The sequence below is a fragment of the Eubacterium ruminantium genome (assembly GCF_900167085.1).
Lineage (GTDB): Bacteria > Bacillota > Clostridia > Lachnospirales > Lachnospiraceae > Eubacterium_Q > Eubacterium_Q ruminantium.
On the sequence record NZ_FUXA01000005.1, the window covers coordinates 267,541 to 285,639 of the forward strand.

Annotated in this window: 24 protein-coding genes, 1 pseudogene and 1 riboswitch; of the genes and pseudogenes, 24 read left to right on the top strand and 1 reads right to left on the bottom strand. The window is 38.7% G+C overall.

Annotated features, from left to right (window positions below; genetic code table 11):
* The first annotated feature begins 9 nt into the window (after nucleotides 1-9).
* The 22 genes and pseudogenes from B5D25_RS03950 to B5D25_RS04045 all read left to right on the top strand — a co-directional run bounded on the left by B5D25_RS03950 (nucleotide 10) and on the right by B5D25_RS04045 (nucleotide 15,543).
* A complete protein-coding gene (locus tag B5D25_RS03950; protein ID WP_159444076.1) occupies nucleotides 10-483 on the top strand; it encodes an ATP synthase F0 subunit B in 474 nt (157 codons plus the stop codon).
* A 7-nt stretch (nucleotides 484-490) separates the two neighbouring features.
* Entirely contained in the window at nucleotides 491-2,236 is a 1,746-nt protein-coding gene (atpA, locus tag B5D25_RS03955; protein WP_078786606.1) for a F0F1 ATP synthase subunit alpha, read from the top strand.
* Between the two features lie 20 nt (nucleotides 2,237-2,256).
* Nucleotides 2,257-3,186, top strand: coding sequence for an ATP synthase F1 subunit gamma (atpG, locus tag B5D25_RS03960; protein WP_078786608.1), 930 nt, complete (start codon nucleotides 2,257-2,259; stop codon nucleotides 3,184-3,186).
* Nucleotides 3,183-4,580 (top strand): F0F1 ATP synthase subunit beta, encoded by a 1,398-nt coding sequence (gene atpD, locus B5D25_RS03965; RefSeq protein ID WP_078786610.1) that lies wholly within the window; start codon nucleotides 3,183-3,185, stop codon nucleotides 4,578-4,580. The genes atpG and atpD overlap by 4 nt, the downstream gene beginning before the upstream one ends.
* Before the next feature lie 3 nt (nucleotides 4,581-4,583).
* Nucleotides 4,584-5,000, top strand: a complete 417-nt coding sequence (locus B5D25_RS03970; RefSeq protein ID WP_078786612.1) for a FoF1 ATP synthase subunit delta/epsilon — start codon at nucleotides 4,584-4,586, stop codon at nucleotides 4,998-5,000.
* A gap of 60 nt (nucleotides 5,001-5,060) precedes the next feature.
* On the top strand, nucleotides 5,061-6,005 hold the full coding sequence (locus B5D25_RS03975) for a sensor domain-containing diguanylate cyclase (RefSeq protein ID WP_078786614.1): 945 nt from the start codon (nucleotides 5,061-5,063) through the stop codon (nucleotides 6,003-6,005).
* Between the two features lie 75 nt (nucleotides 6,006-6,080).
* A complete protein-coding gene (gene thiE, locus B5D25_RS03980) occupies nucleotides 6,081-6,731 on the top strand; it encodes a thiamine phosphate synthase (RefSeq protein ID WP_078786616.1) in 651 nt (216 codons plus the stop codon).
* A 106-nt stretch (nucleotides 6,732-6,837) separates the two neighbouring features.
* A complete protein-coding gene (gene thiD / locus B5D25_RS03985; RefSeq protein WP_078786618.1) occupies nucleotides 6,838-7,629 on the top strand; it encodes a bifunctional hydroxymethylpyrimidine kinase/phosphomethylpyrimidine kinase in 792 nt (263 codons plus the stop codon).
* Between the two features lie 195 nt (nucleotides 7,630-7,824).
* A complete protein-coding gene (locus B5D25_RS03990) occupies nucleotides 7,825-8,340 on the top strand; it encodes a CarD family transcriptional regulator (protein WP_078786620.1) in 516 nt (171 codons plus the stop codon).
* Between the two features lie 193 nt (nucleotides 8,341-8,533).
* Nucleotides 8,534-8,746 carry a hypothetical protein gene (locus B5D25_RS03995; protein ID WP_078786622.1) on the top strand — a complete coding sequence of 71 codons (213 nt, stop codon included), beginning with the start codon at nucleotides 8,534-8,536 and terminating at the stop codon, nucleotides 8,744-8,746.
* A 125-nt stretch (nucleotides 8,747-8,871) separates the two neighbouring features.
* Nucleotides 8,872-9,492: a DUF4867 family protein gene (locus tag B5D25_RS04000; protein WP_078786624.1), complete on the top strand. Its 621-nt coding sequence runs from the start codon at nucleotides 8,872-8,874 to the stop codon at nucleotides 9,490-9,492.
* A gap of 167 nt (nucleotides 9,493-9,659) precedes the next feature.
* The gene (rlmD, locus tag B5D25_RS04005) at nucleotides 9,660-11,156 is read left to right on the top strand and encodes a 23S rRNA (uracil(1939)-C(5))-methyltransferase RlmD (protein ID WP_078786625.1); all 1,497 of its coding nucleotides are present in this window, start codon (nucleotides 9,660-9,662) and stop codon (nucleotides 11,154-11,156) included.
* Between the two features lie 5 nt (nucleotides 11,157-11,161).
* Nucleotides 11,162-11,773, top strand: coding sequence for an SAP domain-containing protein (locus B5D25_RS04010; protein WP_078786626.1), 612 nt, complete (start codon nucleotides 11,162-11,164; stop codon nucleotides 11,771-11,773).
* A gap of 16 nt (nucleotides 11,774-11,789) precedes the next feature.
* A pseudogene (locus tag B5D25_RS04015) lies at nucleotides 11,790-12,254 on the top strand (HD domain-containing protein); the annotation flags it as partial.
* A gap of 81 nt (nucleotides 12,255-12,335) precedes the next feature.
* On the top strand, nucleotides 12,336-12,599 hold the full coding sequence (locus B5D25_RS13105; protein WP_338082903.1) for a DUF3781 domain-containing protein: 264 nt from the start codon (nucleotides 12,336-12,338) through the stop codon (nucleotides 12,597-12,599).
* A gap of 105 nt (nucleotides 12,600-12,704) precedes the next feature.
* Nucleotides 12,705-12,851 (top strand): hypothetical protein, encoded by a 147-nt coding sequence (locus tag B5D25_RS12835; RefSeq protein WP_159444077.1) that lies wholly within the window; start codon nucleotides 12,705-12,707, stop codon nucleotides 12,849-12,851.
* A 42-nt stretch (nucleotides 12,852-12,893) separates the two neighbouring features.
* The gene (locus B5D25_RS04025) at nucleotides 12,894-13,550 is read left to right on the top strand and encodes a phage head-tail adapter protein (protein ID WP_078786629.1); all 657 of its coding nucleotides are present in this window, start codon (nucleotides 12,894-12,896) and stop codon (nucleotides 13,548-13,550) included.
* A gap of 138 nt (nucleotides 13,551-13,688) precedes the next feature.
* Nucleotides 13,689-14,135, top strand: a complete 447-nt coding sequence (locus B5D25_RS04030) for a GNAT family N-acetyltransferase (protein WP_078786630.1) — start codon at nucleotides 13,689-13,691, stop codon at nucleotides 14,133-14,135.
* 71 nt (nucleotides 14,136-14,206) lie between these two features.
* Nucleotides 14,207-14,374, top strand: a complete 168-nt coding sequence (locus B5D25_RS12840; RefSeq protein ID WP_159444078.1) for a hypothetical protein — start codon at nucleotides 14,207-14,209, stop codon at nucleotides 14,372-14,374.
* Nucleotides 14,375-14,485: 111 nt separating this feature from the next.
* A complete protein-coding gene (locus tag B5D25_RS04040) occupies nucleotides 14,486-14,932 on the top strand; it encodes a GNAT family N-acetyltransferase (protein WP_078786631.1) in 447 nt (148 codons plus the stop codon).
* A 138-nt stretch (nucleotides 14,933-15,070) separates the two neighbouring features.
* Nucleotides 15,071-15,205 carry a hypothetical protein gene (locus B5D25_RS13190; RefSeq protein ID WP_278286299.1) on the top strand — a complete coding sequence of 45 codons (135 nt, stop codon included), beginning with the start codon at nucleotides 15,071-15,073 and terminating at the stop codon, nucleotides 15,203-15,205.
* On the top strand, nucleotides 15,178-15,543 hold the full coding sequence (locus B5D25_RS04045; RefSeq protein ID WP_090168698.1) for a RidA family protein: 366 nt from the start codon (nucleotides 15,178-15,180) through the stop codon (nucleotides 15,541-15,543). Before B5D25_RS13190 ends, B5D25_RS04045 begins: the two co-directional genes overlap by 28 nt.
* 24 nt (nucleotides 15,544-15,567) lie before the next feature.
* Here B5D25_RS04045 and B5D25_RS04050 read toward each other — a convergent pair whose 3' ends face one another.
* On the bottom strand, nucleotides 15,568-16,116 hold the full coding sequence (locus B5D25_RS04050) for a VanZ family protein (protein WP_078786633.1): 549 nt from the start codon (nucleotides 16,114-16,116) through the stop codon (nucleotides 15,568-15,570).
* Between the two features lie 137 nt (nucleotides 16,117-16,253).
* Between B5D25_RS04050 and B5D25_RS04055 the strand changes: the two genes are divergently transcribed.
* Together B5D25_RS04055 and B5D25_RS04060 are read left to right on the top strand one after the other, a co-directional pair.
* Nucleotides 16,254-16,805 carry a TetR/AcrR family transcriptional regulator gene (locus B5D25_RS04055; RefSeq protein WP_078786635.1) on the top strand — a complete coding sequence of 184 codons (552 nt, stop codon included), beginning with the start codon at nucleotides 16,254-16,256 and terminating at the stop codon, nucleotides 16,803-16,805.
* Nucleotides 16,806-16,973: 168 nt separating this feature from the next.
* A complete protein-coding gene (locus B5D25_RS04060; RefSeq protein ID WP_078786637.1) occupies nucleotides 16,974-17,570 on the top strand; it encodes a hypothetical protein in 597 nt (198 codons plus the stop codon).
* Nucleotides 17,571-17,716: 146 nt separating this feature from the next.
* A riboswitch (TPP riboswitch) is annotated at nucleotides 17,717-17,827 on the top strand.
* Nucleotides 17,828-18,099 lie beyond the last annotated feature (272 nt).

Below are 18,099 nucleotides of genomic sequence, written 5' to 3' on the forward strand. Positions count from 1 at the left end.
GGCATGGCTATGCCACTGAATATTGATTTTCAACAGATATGTTTGCACCTCCTCAATTTCGCAATATTATTTACAGGGCTTTATCTTATTCTTTACAAGCCGGTAAAGGATTTCATGAATAAGAGGCAGGAACATTATAAGGATATGGAGAAAAAGGCTGATGACAATAAAGCTGAAGCTGAAGAACTGAAGAAGAGTTATGAAGAAAAGCTCGCTTCGGTTGATGAAGAGATATCCGCTAAGAAAAGAAGTGCTGATGCTGAGATAAGCTCTCTCAGAAAAGAACAGATCGAGAAGGCTGAGGCAGAGGCTGAAAAGATAGTAAAAGATGCCAAAGACAAGGCGAAGAGAGAAAGTGACAGGATCATTCACGAGGCTGATAAGGAAGCGAAGAATATTGTCGCCGATGCAGCTGAGCAGCTTGTCAAAGGAAGTCTCAGCGATAATTATGACGCCTTCCTTAAAGAGACAAATAAGGAGTAAGTAGGATATGAAGGATGGAGAATGCCTTAAGGCTTACCTCTACGCCGCCGAAGCTCCCGGTAATGAACAGAAAGAAAAATTTCTGGAGTTTCTTAGCAAAAAGAATGGCGGCCGCCCGGTTACACTTGAATGGGTAAAAGATAAGTCGCTGGGAAATGGATTTAAGCTTTGTTGCGGCAGTGAGATATATGACTGGACTACTGAAGGAAGACTCAGACAGTTCAAGGAAATGATCGATGATATCGATGTTTCGGAAACAAATGATGTTGTCGGTCTTGTTAAAGAGAATATTAAAAACTGGAAGCTTAAGATAAGAGCGGACGAGACAGGAAAAGTTATCTCTGTAGGTGACGGAATCGCCGTGGTTTCGGGACTCGACAGAGTAAAATACGGTGAGATCGTTGCATTTGAATGCGGTGTAAAAGGAATGATACAGGATCTTAATTATGATGAGGCCGGTGTTATCCTTTTCGGTGATGACAATGAGATAACCGAAGACAGTCTTGTATATAGAACAGGAAAAACAGCAGGTATTCCTGTTGGTGATGCATTTATCGGAAGAGTTGTAAATGCACTTGGAGAGCCTGTGGACGGTAAGGGTGAGATAATTGCTGAAGGATATAGAGCTATCGAATCTCCGGCGCCGGGTATCATAGACAGACAGCCTGTTGATAAACCTATGGAGACGGGACTTCTTACAATTGATTCCATGTTCCCTATAGGAAAAGGACAAAGAGAACTTATAATCGGAGATAGACAGACCGGAAAGACATCGATAGCAGTTGATACCATTCTTAATCAGAAAGGTAAAAATGTTATCTGCGTATATGTGGCAATCGGTCAGAAAGCCAGCAGTATAGCAAATCTTGTACAGAATCTTACTGTTTCCGGTGCTATGGAGTATACAGTTATAGTAAATGCTTCCGCTGGTGAAACAGCACCTATACAGTTTATCGCGCCTTATGCAGGAACAGCACTGGGTGAGTATTTTATGAATACCGGAAGAGACGTACTTATAGTTTATGATGACCTTTCAAAGCATGCTATCGCATATAGAGCACTTAGCCTTCTTCTTGAAAGATCACCGGGACGTGAAGCATATCCGGGAGATGTTTTCTATCTTCATTCAAGACTTCTTGAAAGAAGTGCTCATCTTTCAGATGAACGTGGAGGCGGATCAATGACAGCGCTTCCTATAGTTGAAACACAGGCTGGTGACGTGTCGGCTTATATTCCGACAAATATCATTTCCATAACAGATGGACAGATTTTCCTGGAAAGCGACCTTTTCTTCGCAGGACAAAGACCTGCCGTAAATGTCGGACTTTCCGTATCGCGAGTAGGTGGAGCTGCCCAGACTAAAGCAATGAAGAAGTCAACGGGAAGTCTCAGACTTGATCTTGCTCAGTATAGAGAAATGGAAGTATTTACACAGTTTTCAAGTGATCTGGATGAAGCTACAAAGAAACAGCTTGTTTACGGACAGGGACTTATGAGACTGCTCCGTCAGCCAAAGAATCATCCGATGTCTCAGCATCAGCAGGTTATTTCGCTGATTTCTGCACTTAATCATAATATGCAGGATGTTCCGATAGACAGGATAAATGATATCAACAACAATATGCTTGAATATTTTGAAGATATGTATCCTGAAATCTGCAGTTCGATTGACTCATCAGGAACAGTTACGGATGAACAGATAGAGACGATCAAAGAAGCTTCTAAGGAGTTTATTGTATCCCAGATTAAATAGTCGGATTAGAGGATATTGTAATGTCAGGAACCAAAGAGATCAAAGACAGAATAAATAGTATAAAGAATACTCGTAAGATAACCAATGCCATGTATCTTATCTCAACAACAAAGATGCGTAAGGCAAGAAATGAATACGAGAAAACTAAACCCTTCTTTGATGAAATCAACCAGGAATTCAGTCGTATGCTGAGGAGGGTTGACAGTGTCGACAGTAATTATTTTTACTCAGATGAGGAAAAAGCAGGCGAGAAAGGTGCGGCAAGAAATACTTGCGCAATCTTCGTCATTACGGCGGACAAAGGTTTGGCAGGTTCTTATAATTCAAATGTTATCAAGGAGACGGAGAAGCTTATCGCCAAATATAAGAAAACCTATCTTTTTGTTATGGGTGAATATGGCAGAAACTATTTCAGAAAACATAAAATTGAAATGGTTGAAAGCTATAATTATCCGGCGATGAATCCAACACTCCATATAGCCAGAAAGACTGCAACTGCTATTCTGAACGGGTATGATGACGGAATGTACAGAGATGTATTTATCATTTATACAAATCTCAGCGGAATAACAGAAGTTGTTGAAAGAAAGAGAATACTTCCTCTTAACAGAAGACGAGTTCTCGACAGGCATATGGTAAGTGATGTTAAAAACTATGAGGATTTTGAGTTTTATCCGTCATTTATAGATGTTATAGATAATGTAGTTTCGATGTATCTTGCAGGATTCATCTATGGTGCCATGATAGACAGCTATTGCTCGGAGCAGAATGCAAGAATGACGGCCATGAATAATGCAAATGAAAATGCGGAAGAGATATTATCGGAATTATCAGTCGAATATAACCGCGTTAGACAGGCAGCGATAACCCAGGAAATAACCGAGATTGCTGCCGGAGCAAATGCTCAGAAACGTAAAAAGACAAGAAAAACAGGGGAGGCTGTATCTTGAATAAAGGTAAGATAGTTCAGGTTTCAGGACCTGTAATAGAAGTTGAATTTAAAGAAGGAGAAGTTCCAAGATTACGTGATGCATTATATGTAAATGTTGAAAATGAAAAGCGTGTCATGGAAGTTTCTCAGATTCTCCATAATCGTACAGTCAGATGTATCATGCTTTCACAGAGTGAAGGAATTGCCAGAGGCGACGATGCTATCTATGAAGGCGGTGGAATTAAAGTTCCCGTTGGAGAAGCGACTCTCGGAAGGATGTTCAACGTTCTTGGAGATGCCATAGATGGAGGAGAGCAGATAGATGAGTCTGCGGAGAGAAGAAGCATTCATCGTAAAGCTCCTTTGTTTGAAGACCAGAGTGTGGAAGTAGAGATACTCGAAACAGGTATTAAAGTTATAGATCTTCTTGAACCTTATCAAAGAGGTGGAAAGATCGGTCTTTTCGGTGGTGCCGGAGTAGGAAAGACAGTTCTTATTCAGGAACTTATCCATAATGTAGCCATGGCCCACAACGGATATTCTATATTTACGGGTGTTGGCGAACGAAGCAGGGAAGGTAATGACCTGTGGAGAGAGATGAAGGAAAGCGGTACCCTTGAGAAGACGGCCATGGTATTCGGTCAGATGAATGAGTCTCCGGGAGTGCGTATGAGAGTTGCACTTACAGGACTTACGATGGCAGAATATTTCAGAGACGATCAGAATAAGGATGTACTCCTTTTTATAGATAATATATTCAGATTTGTACAGGCAGGTTCAGAGGTTTCAACACTTCTCGGACGTATGCCTTCAGCGGTTGGTTACCAGCCGACTCTTGCAAATGAAATGGGTGCTCTTCAGGAGAGAATCACCTCTACTAAGAATGGATCCATAACATCGGTTCAGGCGGTTTATGTACCTGCCGATGACCTTACAGATCCTGCACCTGCAACAACATTCTCACATCTTGATGCCACAACGGTTCTTTCAAGAAGAATAGCTGAGCAGGGTATATATCCGGCGGTTGATCCTCTTGCATCGACATCAAGAATACTTGAAGCAAGTGTAGTTGGAGAAAGACATTATAATGTGGCAAGAAAGTCACAGGAGATACTTCAGAAATACAGTGAGCTTCAGGATATCATCGCAATCCTTGGTATGGACGAGCTTTCGGATGATGATAAGGGAATAGTTCAGAGAGCAAGAAGAATAATGAGATTCCTTTCACAGCCTATGTATGTGGCAGAGAAATTTACAGGAAATAAAGGTGTATATGTTCCGCTTGAAGATACCATCAAGGGAATAGAAATCATCATAGGCGGAGAAGTGGATAATATGCCTGAAAATGCATTTTATAATGTCGGTACTATTGATGATGCTTATGCGAAGGCAAAGCAGATAGAAGAGGAATAATATATGGCTTCATTTCATGCTGAGATAAGAGAGGCGGACAGCCCTTATTTTGAAGGTGAACTTGTATCTCTCAGATTTCCGACAATTGATGGTGATTATGGTGTGATGGCAGGTCATAGAAATATGATCGCACCGGTAGTTCCGGGTGTGTTGCATATCGAGACTGCTTCAGGCGAGAAGAAGATTGCATCGGTCGGAACAGGATTTATAAAGATAGAGAATAACAGGGTCATTCTTCTTATAGATTCTCTTGAAACACCTGAAGAGATAGATCTTAACAGAGCAAAAAGAACAGAAGAAAAAGCGCTTGCGGGAATGCTTCTTAAGCAGAATCAGAGAGAATATAAACTTGCTGAGATAAGTTTGGCCCGTGCCATGTCACGCTACAAAACACGTAAAGAGTTTGATTCAAAACATTAAATCGTGTATAATATAAGGCGCGCTTTGATTTAGTATATAGCTTTTAGGATAGGGTGTTACATGGATATAAATTCACAACCTGAAAACTACATAGAAGAAAATGAAATGTTGAAACAGCAGTTGGAAGTCCTGAAGAATCAGAACAGGATTTACGAAGCAGTTTTGGACAATACTCATGCTAAGATTTTCTGGAAAGATAAAACTCGCCGTTTTGTTGGGGCCAATAAAGCATTTCTGGATTATTTTGGATTTGAAAGCGTTGAGGATATAATCGGAAAGTTTGATGAAGAGATTGGTTGGCTAAAGAATCCTTCACAGTTTTTAAATGATGAGATGATTGTTCTTGAAGAAGGAAGATCGGTACTCCGTTCTGAATGTAAATGCATTGTTAACGGACAGGAAAGAGAGATCATTGCAAGTAAGCGACCTGTTTATGAAAATGGTCAGGTATGCGGACTTGTGGGAGACTTTAATGATGTTACCGATACCAATAAATCATTTAAAGAAGTTATAAGCGAACTTAACAAAACCAAAGATCAGATTAAGCGTTATGAGTTTTTCGATCAGCTTACGGGAGTACTTAACCGAAGCGGAGCATATGAAGTAGCTCAGGATCTTGAAGAAAAATATTTTGAAGATTCAAGGGATTTTGTATCAATCTATCTTGATATAGTTAATTTTAGAAGCTATAACGACAGCTATGGTTATCAGATGGGCGATGATCTTCTGATAAATACTGCAAGAAGAATAGAAGAATGTATGGGTGATGATAGTATTCTTGCAAGATTTGCGGGAGATGTATTCATCATTCTATTAAGGATAAACAGTGAAGAAGAGATAGAAGAACTCATTTCAGGAGTTATAAATTATGTCGGCGGAACAAGAAAAGTCGACGGATATGATGCAAAAATAAGTGTTAAATGCGGATATGCCAAGTATTCGGAATTTATGGATATAGACAGGATGTTCCTTGAAGCGGAAAGAAGGCTTTTTGAAGCTAAATAGCGGATTTATAGCGGGGTCCTTTGGGATTCCGCTATCACTTTTTATAAATATATTAAATCCGGAAAGAGGTTTATGATGGCTAGATTTACAAAAGAAGAGATAAGAAGAGCGATGCTTCTTTATGCTGTAACAGACCGTTACTGGCTTAAAGAAGGTGAAACATTATATGAGAAGACCGAAGAAGCAATCAGAGGCGGAGCAACATTTGTTCAGCTTAGAGAGAAGAAGGCCGGAAAGGATGAAATCATTTCTCTTGGAAAAGGATTAAAGGAATTATGCGGAAGATATAAGGTTCCTTTTATACTTGATGATGATATAGAACTTACGCTATTACTTGATGCTGACGGTGTTCATGTGGGACAAAATGACAGACCTGCAGCAGAGGTTAGAAAGCTTATCGGACCTGACAGAATTCTCGGTGTTTCAGCTCATTCGGTAGAAGAGGCGTTGCGCGCTGAAAAGGATGGCGCGGATTATCTTGGAGTCGGTGCTGCATTTGCAACAGGAACAAAAAAGGATGCATCACCACTTAGTCATGACACCTTGCAGGCTATATGTGAGGCGGTAAATATTCCTGTGGTAGCCATCGGAGGGATCACAGAAGAGAATGTTTCGGAACTTGCGGGCAGAGGAGTGAGTGGAGTTGCAGTTGTAAGTGCTATTTACGGGCAGGACGATGTAGAAGCAGCAGCTGCAAGGATGAAGAAGCTTGTTGAAAAGTTGTAAATGATAAACGTGATTGAATGATCGGTGTATTTGACAAGATCGATACATTAAATGATTGTAAATTATTAATTGATAAAATCCGTGATTCTGATCGGGAGGAAATAAAATGAAAACAGCATTAACCATAGCGGGAAGTGATTCAAGCGGCGGAGCAGGTATACAGGCTGATCTTAAAACTATGATAGCCAATAATGTTTACGGAATGAGCGCAATTACAGCTCTTACAGCTCAGAATACAACAGGTGTTTCATCGGTTATGGAAGTTACACCGGAATTTTTGGGTGAAGAGATAGATATGGTATTTCAGGATATTTATCCTGATGCAGTGAAGATAGGAATGGTTTCAGGCAGCGGACTTATAAAAGTTATTGCAGAGAAACTTAAAGAATATAAGGCGAAGAATATCGTTGTTGATACGGTTATGGTTGCCACCAGCGGAGCGAAGCTGATAAGTGATGACGCAATTGAAGTTTTGGAAGAGTCTCTTATTCCGCTTGCAACTGTTATAACACCGAATATACCTGAAGCGGAAGTTCTTTCCGGTAAGAGCATCAAAAATGAAGTGGATATGCTTGAGGTCGGAAAGCTTATCGGCGAAAAGTATAATGTGGCTGTACTTATGAAGGGCGGTCATAGCATAAATGATGCGACGGATATTCTTTATGAAAATGGTAAATATACTTATTTCAGAGGCTCAAGGATAGATAATCCGAATACTCACGGAACAGGCTGTACTTTATCAAGTGCCATAGCTTCGAACCTGGCCAAGGGATATAGTCTTACTGAATCTGTTGAGAGAGCAAAGAGATATATTTCGGGTGCGCTTAAGGCCGGACTTAACCTCGGAAAGGGCAGTGGACCTCTTGATCATGGATATATGATCGGTGAGATGGAATAGAAAATTTATGAGCAAAAATTGCCTGTGGTAAAAGTGCACAAGAAAATTTAATGCCTACTGATCAATGTCACGAAAATGTTTCTTGGAACAAAATCACACTTACAAAAAAGTTTTAAAAGTGTTATCATTTTCTATACAGGCTAATGCAGTTCCCTTGGAACTTTATTGTTTGGTTTTTTAAAATGGGTGATAAGAATGTTTGAAGTAGGAGACTACATTATTTACGGAAGTAATGGTGTTTGTGAAGTCGAGAGTGTAGGACCTATAGATTGCCCGGGGGTTTCAAGTGACAAGCTTTATTATACGCTACGTCCGTTATATATAAAATCCAGTAGTGTCTATACTCCTGTAGATAACCGGAAGGTTATAATGCGCGGAGTTATGACAAAGGCAGAGGCAGAGGCATTTGTGGATGGTATCAATGATATTGACACACTTCAGATTGATGATGAGAAGAAGCGTGAGATTGAATATAAGAAGACCATCAATACATGTGACCCTGTAGAGCTTGTCAGAATGATCAAAACTATCAGTAACAGGATGAATCAAAGGCAATCGGAAGGCAAAAAGATGACGGCTGCCGACATGAAGTATATCCACATTGCGGAAGAGAGCCTGTGTGGGGAACTTGCAATCTCCCTCGATATGGATAAGAATGAGGTTATGAGCTATATCGCAACCAAAGTCGATGATAATATTAATATCGCATGATCGAGTAGCTAGGTATTTCAAGTAAAGACGCAGATCCAATTTGGATCTGCGTTTTTTCAATGAATATTACAAAAATGTAATGAATAATAATTTTGAACGAAGGACTTTTATTTTTGTTTTTTATATTATGTAAATGTAAAGAAGAGATACAGTTAACCGATATAGATAACGAAATGTGAAGGAGATCAAAATTATGAGATTAACAGCTACTATTAAATTTATTTCAACAATTCTTTGTGGTATTATTTTAGGATTCGTACTTGAATCAGTAAAATGCGGAAAACTATATTTTAACTCAGATATCATACTTGCATTTACAGTAACATTTATCTTTTTAGTTCTTGAAATTGTGAGAGAAAAGAGAAATGTTATGAGAAGAAAAAAAGCTATTGAATCTATGTGCTAGAATTTGTAAGGTATTTTATTTGGCAAACACCGTTGATTTAAGAATTCAGCTAAATTATAATATATAAAGTGGTGTTGTAGTCTTAAGGATTATGAGACTAAATGATGATCAGGAGGATATTATTTATGAAGATCTATTCAGTAACAGATCCTGAATTCGCTGAATTCGGTAAGGTATTAGATGGTTATGATACAGCAGAACTTGTTAAGGCAATGAATGATGTTGCCATGCCTGCTGAAGGTGTTAATTATGAGCCATGGATCGATTCACTTGAGAAATGTGCAATTTTTAAAGATATTGAGGAGAATGCATTCGGTGGTATGCCGATAGAACTTGGTATGTGCTGGGGATACAACAAGGCACTTAACTGCCTCGAGTATCATAGAAACAGCGAGATCAATATTGGTGCAACAGATTTCGTACTTCTTCTTGCAAAGCAGGAGAAGATAATCGATGGCGTTCTTGATACAAAGGATGTTATGGCATTCCGTGCTCCTGCAGGAGTAGTAGTTGAAGTTTATGCTACATCACTTCATTATGCACCATGTATGGTTTCAGATGAAGGATTCAGAGTAGCAGTAGTTCTTCCTAGAAATACCAATACAGATCTTGAAATACCTGCAGCAAAGAATCTTGAAGACAAGATGCTTTGGGCTAGAAATAAATGGCTTCTTGCACATCCTGAATCAAGTGAAGCTTCACAGGGAGCTTACGTTGGACTTAAGGGTGAGAATGTAAGCATCTAATTATTTATTTGAAATAAAATATTATTATAAAGGAGACCACTTATTTGTAGGTGGTCTTTTTTATGTTATAATGATTAAGACCGACGTTTAATGGCGGTAAAATCATAGTATTCAGATAAGAAATCCCTGTATTTAAATGGATTTTTTATGAAGGGAACAGCATAAAAATGGTAAATAAAAATGAAGTATATGAAATAACAATTGAAGATATAGGAACAGAAGGTCAGGGCATAGGACATGTGGATGGAGAGGCTGTATTTGTAAAGGATACTCTTCCGGGTGATACTGCGTCGATTAAGATTATCAAGGCAAAGAAGAACCTTGCGTACGGACGACTTATGGAAATTATTAAACCATCGGGTTATCGTACAACTCCTTTGTGCGACGTTGCAAGAAGCTGCGGCGGATGTACATTGCAGCATATGGATTATGATGCCCAGTTAAAATATAAATGGGACAAGGTCAAAAATCTTCTGCAGAGAATAGGAGGAATATCCGAACCTGAAAAACTAATGGAATCTGCTGAAGACAAAAAGGCTTATGGTCTTGTTGAACCATTTCATTACCGCAATAAAATGCAGTTTCCTGTTGGTTATGATAAAGAAGGAAAAGCGGTTCTCGGTTTTTATGCAGGAAGAACTCATTCCATAATTCCTTTGTCGGATTGTGTTATAGGTCATCCGGTCAATAAGTTCATCATAAAAGCGGTGAAAGAGTTTATAGATAGATACAAGATAAGCATTTATGATGAGGAAAAGCATAAAGGGCTTATAAGACATGTACTGACAAGAGTCGGATTTCATACAAATGAACTCATGGTTTGTATGGTGATTAACGGAAATGATATCCCTCATTATGAGAAGCTTCATGAAATGATATCTTCTGAAGTGGCAAAGTTTGGTGGGGAGATATTATTTAAATCATTTATGATTAATATCAATAAAGATAAAACCAACAGAATTCTTGGATTTGATTCGAAAGTTTTGATTGGTGATCCGTTTATTTCCGATTACATTGGTGATGTTAAATTCAATATTTCGCCTCAATCATTTTTCCAGGTTAATCCCGAAATGACAGAGAAACTCTATAGTAAAGCATTGGAATACGCGGCGCTTTCAGGGGGCGAAAAAGTTTGGGATATGTACTGCGGTATAGGTACCATAAGTTTATTCCTTGCAGAAAAAGCCGGAAATGTTTATGGCGTTGAAATTGTGCCGCAGGCTATAGATGATGCTAAAAATAATGCAAAGTTAAATGATATAAAAAATGTGGAATTCCATGTAGGAAAAGCTGAAGAAGTTGTGCCGGGACTTTATGAGAAGGATAGAGAAAGATATACAGCTGATGTAGTTGTGGTTGATCCTCCAAGAAAAGGGTGCGATGAGAAACTTCTTGAAACCCTGGTAAGTATGGCGCCTGCAAGACTTGTATATGTATCCTGCGATCCTGCGACTTTGGCTCGAGATATAAAGTATTTGACTGATCATAATTTTGAACTGAAGAAAGTGGCTGTATTTGATCAGTTTTCTCATGGAATTCATGTTGAGACGGTTGTTCAGTTGATAAACAAAAATGCAAAGGCGAAGCATCATGTGCGGATAAGCATGGATGCTGAGGATTACTATAGTATAAAGGATTCTGAGAAGAAAGAGGAGGAACGGTAAAAGATATGGTGCGCCCGGAATTTGAAAGTATCAGGGATTATGATGAGTTTTGCAAGTACTATTGGTATCGTGAAGAATTAATTGGAATATGCAAGGCTCACGGTCTTAAGTGCAGTGGAAATAAAATTGAATTAAATACGGTTATCAAGGCATACTTCTCGGGTGAAAAGATTTTGCCTGAAAAGAAAAAAGTACGGCGGAGAGGGACTGCAGTGAAAGACTTAACTTTACAGACCGGCCTCATCGAGTGTGGTTTCACCTTTGGTAACAGATTCCGAGAATTTTTTTCTGAGCAGACAGGAGTTAAGCCGTTCAAATTCAATGTTGATATGGTTGAAACCGTAAAGGTGGTCAAGGCTACAGAAGATGAGAATTTTACTCTCGGAGATCTGCTTGACATCTATTATGGCAAAAAAACATACGCCAAATATGATAAATCTGCGCTTCAATGGAATAAATTTGTAAAGGATTTCTGTGGGGATGAGGCGACAAAAGTCTATAGCGGGCGGCTAAAGGCAGCGGCCGCTCTTTGGAAGATTGTCAGAGAATCGGATCTGAAGAAGGAATATTCACATGAGCTGCTCGAAGAATACAAAGATATAATAGATATAAAGTAGAGGATCAGGAGTGTATATGACATCAAGAGATTATTTGAATATACTTCATATTGCTGAGCGATTGAAGGATACCACGCGCCATTGTACCACGAGCAAAAGAAGAGTGGAAAGCGTAGCAGAGCACAGCTGGAGAGTTTCGCTCATGGCCTTGCTCTTAAGAAATGAGTTTCCTGATATAGACATCGACAGAGTTGTCAGTATGTGCCTTGTTCATGATCTTGGAGAGTGTTTTACCGGAGATATCCCGACCTTTAATAAAACGGACGCTGACAGGAACAAGGAAGATTCTCTGCTTAATGAATGGGTTGAAGGCCTTCCAAGGGAGGTATCGGATGATCTGAAAGATCTATACAAAGAAATGGAATCACAGGAAACGACTGAAGCCAGGTTATATAAGGCTCTTGATAAACTCGAAGCACTTATACAGCACAACGAGTCGCCGATTGATACATGGGCAGAGAATGAATATGAACTTAACAAAACATACGCGTTTGATACGGTTGCTTTTTCTGACTGGCTTACAGATCTTAGGAGTGAAATACTGAAGGATACTCTTAATAAAATAGATTCTGAAAAACCGGATGTCCGGGTTCTGCTTGATAATCTGGATAAAATACATACGACGGAAATGGGAGCTGAAAGGATAAAAAAGAACCTTGCTCTTGACAATGAGGATGTAGTTTTACGGTGTCGGGAAATCATTATGAACGAAAGTGCAGATATAATCCGGCAGGGTAAAAACTGGTATGTAACCTATGACGGATGCGAAATCACCATAAATGCAAAAAGTTATACAATAATTACTGCACATAAGACCAATGGCTGAAGGGGATTGCAGATGGTTAGAGAAGCAAAGCACGAGGATTTGAATGCAATACTTTAACTGTATTTGTTCCTGAACGAAGACAGTATACCTGAGAATCAAACCGTTTTGGATTGGCTTCTGGAGGATATAAATCCGGAGGTAAGGCTCAGAACCCTGAAGGAGTATGAACATTTACAGGGCAATGATGAAACTGTTATAGCATGCAAAAATGAACTGCTTGGCAGTAAAGTATACGAGCGTGGACTTAAATAACTAACATTTTACGCATACATGGCGTAGGAATAGGGGGCAAGCATGAATAAGGAATGGTCGGAACTTAATAAGACGATGCAGACAGAACTTAAGAAGAGAGGTACATTCAATCAGGGTATATTTTCACTCATGAAGTTGCGAGATGAGTTATGGAATACGATTCTTTCTCTGAAGAATGAACTGAGCAGTGATGAGTTCAATGCAATACCGTTTATAAATGCAGAAGGCTATCATAGTAAGACGATAGCATACTCTCTGTGGCATGTTTTCAGGATCGAAGATATTGTTGCTCATACGCTGGTAGCAGAGGATCAGCAGGTTTTCTTCAAGGGAAACTATCAGAAGAGGATTAATGCTCCGATCATCACAACCGGGAATGAACTTGTGAAGCAGGAAATTGCAGATTTTTCGAAAGAACTTAATCTGGATGAACTGTATCATTATATCGGTGAAGTAAAAGACAGTACCGAGGTGGTACTGGAAAGCCTTTCTTTTGATGATATTAAAAAGAAAATTTCGGACGAAACAAAAGAGAATCTGAGATCGCTCCATGTGGTAAGCGAAGATGAAAATGCCGTCTGGCTCATCGATTATTGGTGCAACAAGGATATTCGTGGATTGATTCAAATGCCGTTTTCCAGACATTGGATTATGCATCTTGAAGCGTGCCTGAGAATTAAAAACAAGATTCATCCGTAAAGAAATACAGCGAAAGGAACAAGATGATTAAGAGAGCAAAAGCGGAAGCGGTCTGCTTTATCAATGGAGTGATCCCCTGTTTTGAAACGGATGGAGAGAGCATGGACGTTTATATTGCGTGTAAGTGAGGTGTGGACTATGAGTTTACAGTTATTGAAGGCAGGTACTTCTGATGCGCTTACATTGAACGGAATATCGAAGCGTGCGTTTGACAGTGATATTTTGATCGGGGCGCCATCACCGGGTGGACCTCCGGGATATATGTCATTACCATTTCATACAAAAATGGCTAGGCAAGGGCATCTGTATAAATTGACCGATGAGGGATTGATCGTTGGCGGCGCAATCCTGTTTTTGAAAAATGATGTTTTGAATGTTGGCAGGATATTCATTGCTCCGGAGCATTTCCGAAAAGGGTATGGGGTCTTTATGATGCGGGAAGTGGAGAATATGTTCCCTGAAGTAAAAGAATTTACGCTGGATACCCCTGTTTGGAATGTCAGGACAAACAGTTTTTATTCTAAGATTGGCTATAAAGAAATAAAGCGAGATAATGAGTTTGTGTTTTATTCAAAACATCGCTGATGCCTGCTTTCGAGAAAAAGTGGTTAAACAGGATTAAAGATTTACAAAAGGAATCCGGGTAAGGAAGATATATGTTTATAAGATACGCACAATTAAATGATAAGACAGAATGGTTCAGGCTTGATCGTCATTTGCCTGAAGAGGGATTTGAAGAAAAAATCAGAAACAAACAGGGCTATGTATTAACTGAAAACGGTATGGGTGCGTCAAGGCTATGCCGTATATCACCGCCTAAATGATAACGAAGATAAGTGGATAGTAAGCTTAAACGGAGAAACGATTCCGGCAGAGGACATTCTGGAGACCATCGGTTTTCAGGAACAGTATTTTATGGAGGAGTTGTATACACTATGATACGTGAAGTGAAAAGAGAAGATTTAGCTGAGTTGCTTGAATTGTATTTGTATTTACATGAAGACAGCATTCCGGAAATGAATAGCCACCTTGAGAAAGTATGGGAACAGATTCTTGAAGAACCCAATCATCATCTGATCGTGAATGAGATTGATGGTCGGATCATATCCTCCTGTGTATGTGTGATCATACCGAATCTGACCAGAAATGTAAGACCATATGCATTTGTCGAGAATGTGGTGACGCATGCTGATTACAGAGGAAAAGGTTACGCAGGAGAGTGCCTGGCTTATGCAAAGAAAATCGCTGAGCAGGAGAATTGCTATAAAATGATGCTGCTTACCGGATCGAAGAAGCCGAAGACTCTGCATTTCTATGAAAAGGCAGGATATAACAGCGGTGATAAGACAGCTTTCGTACAGTGGTTAGGGAGGAATCAGTAATCTATCCTGTACTATGAGAATCCAAGAAATCTGTTAGAATCGAAGATCGAAGATTCATAGTACAGGAAAAAATTTATCCAAAACAAGACACACAGTTGTCCTGTTTGCTTTGGTAAGATAAGCAGGTAATACGGTCAATTGATGGAAAAGATCCGGGCCGGATCATCAGAACTTATCAGTGGAAGTAAGAGAGAAGCTTATGAATATGGCAGAATCAATGATCAGAAAGTATGGAGGAAAGAAAAGTGGGAGAAATTGAGAGATACGATGTAAGCGAAGAATGGGCTCATTCAGGAATTATTAAAGCAGGCGACTTTTGCTTTTTGGGATACTGTGTTGGAAATGTCGGAGGAACGATAGAAGAGCAGATCAATGGGGCTTTTGACAATATGGAGGAAAGGCTTGCTTTGGTCGGTCTTACTCTGGAATCCGTGGTTCAAATGGATTGTCTGTTCAGGGACATTTGGAATATCCCTGTCATGGAGAAAATCATAAAGGAAAGATTTGGCGGAAAGTATCCTGTGAGAAAATCTATTCAGACCGAGTTTGCGCATGTGGGCGGCAAAGATGGTCTGCAGTTTCAAGTGGATGCTGTTGCGTACTGCGGATAAGGATTTTTGGTGGAAAGGAGTGTCCTATATCTTATTTTTAATTCTTTTTCGGAATAATTTGCGGATACCAAAGTATACTAGAACACCGATAGTAACGCCTGTTGTATTTAAAATGAGATCATCAATATCTGTGCAGCGATTGTAGAAAAGTAACTGCGATATCTCGATGAAAAGGGAGAAACCTCCACCTGCTAAAATAGCTTTTCCTATCGTATCAAGTTCTTTAAAGCATATAGGCCAAACAATTCCGACTGGTATAAACATAGTGATATTTCCGATAATATTCATCTGCCAACCGTCATAAAAATCGTGAAGAAAAGTAAATGGCACCGGGTTAATTCTAAATGGCAAAATCTTTGAAAAATCAAAAGGCTCTGTCGCAATATGGCCATTTACATGCTCTGTTGGAAGATAAACCATCCTTGAAATAACCATTATGCATATATATACTAAAATCAATTGGAATTCACGTTTGATATCAATTGATTTCATCTTGATGTTTATGATCAATCTTACTACAATCCATACTACAGTGATAAAACTAAATAACATAGGAAATGAAATTTCAAACATAAAAACCTCTTTTCTAATATGTCACACTTCTAATATCAATGTATTTATTATATAATGAGAAAATGTGAAATCAAGGAACTTTTCTAATGTGTCACACATTGGCCGCTTTTGTGTCAAAATAGAAAAATGAGGATATAATGAACAGAACAAACGGGATAATTGCTGAAAAATCCAAACAGAAAATGGCGGATGCACTTTTTTCCATCATGTCTCAATATGAGTATCGAGAAATCACAATTACTCAGATCGCTCAAGAGTCCGGTCTCTCGCGGAAAACTTTTTACCGTCTGTTTTCAAAAAAAGAAGATATTCTGAAAACCCGCTTTTCACAATGGTTTCAGGAAATATTTGACCGTATTCGGGAAGAGCGGCTACATAGCTACTGGGATGTCGTTCAGTGCTATTTTGATTTTTGCGAGAATCATAAGGAAAGTCTGGAGCTCCTAACTCGTCATAATTTATTAAATTTATTCTTTGATTTTTTGGATCAAAATGCACTTACTGTATTTGAAGTAGTACATTCCAAACAAATAGCGGAGAAAAATGCTCAGACGCTTCCCTACATGCTCTCCTACAGTGTGGGCGGTATGTTTAGCATGCTCGTTAAATGGGTTGAAAATGGAATGGATATACCCTCAGAGGAACTCCTTCGCATCCTGAGAGCAAGCTATATGAATCCGAATTTGTAATACTGAGATTTATAAATTTTGCATTTTTATTTTCAACATTTTGGAATTCATTATTTTGGAATGTCGGTTTGATTTTAATACTGTGAAAATATTTGAATATAATATACTATAAAATATCGAGCAATAAGAGATATGTAGTATGGAGTGATAAGAGAAAGGCAACAGTAAATGGAACAGTGTAAGAATGATTCCGGGAAGAAAATAGCAGTTTTATTTCCGGGAATAGGATATACAAAAGACAAGCCTATATTATATTATGCAGGAAAGATTGCAGCTTCAGCAGGATATGATGTATGCAGGCTGGTGAGTTTTAATTATTCTCCCGGCAAGTCAATAAGAGGAAATGAACCGGAGATGAGAAAGGCTTTTCTGGAATTATATAAGGAAGCTGAAAATCAGCTTGCGGAGATCGATTGGAAGGAATATGACGACATACTTTTTTTATCGAAAAGCATAGGAACAGTTATTGGAAGTGCATATGCCGAAAAATACAATCTTAATGATAAGATAAGGCACATTTTATATACTCCGCTGGAATATACATTTGAAAATAATCCCAAGAATGCTATCGGTTTTATCGGTACAGCTGACCCGTGGTGCGAATATCAAAATGTGATCAGAGCTGCAAAAGAGCAGAATATAAAAATGTATGTTTATGATGGATTGAATCATTCTCTTGAGAATGATGATAATATGCACAACTTATCTATAATAAAAGATGTTATGGAAAAAACGGAAGAATTTGTAAGCGGAAGCATTTATTAGGATGAACAAGCAGGCATATTGAAATGGATAAATTAATTTGTCGAAATGAGCAATCCGGCATATTGAAATGGATAAGTCAATTTATCTTAAAAATTCATTTGCAATATTGTCTTTGTATATATATAATACGTTGTGAACAAAATAATAACTTGATGCAGGGGAGTTTGTTTAAACAATCTGAGAGGAAGCTGGTATCGCTTCGACCCTATAACCTGATACGGGTAATTCCGGCGCAGGGAGTCATACTGGTGGATTATACTGAATTAACTGGGAGATACTCTTTTGGCGGATATCTCCTTTTTTATTTTTTATTTAAAGAGCATGCCAAATGAATTAATAAATAAATGAGAATGCCGTGCCGCTACAATATACAAAATGTACCACATAAAGATATATTAAAATGCGCCGCACAAAGATATATGGAAAAAGTGCCGCATACAAATATATGAAAAAATGTATGAAAAAATACACTGCATTAAAATGTATAAAAAATGTATATTTTTAAATTTTGATTGAACAAATAATCCGC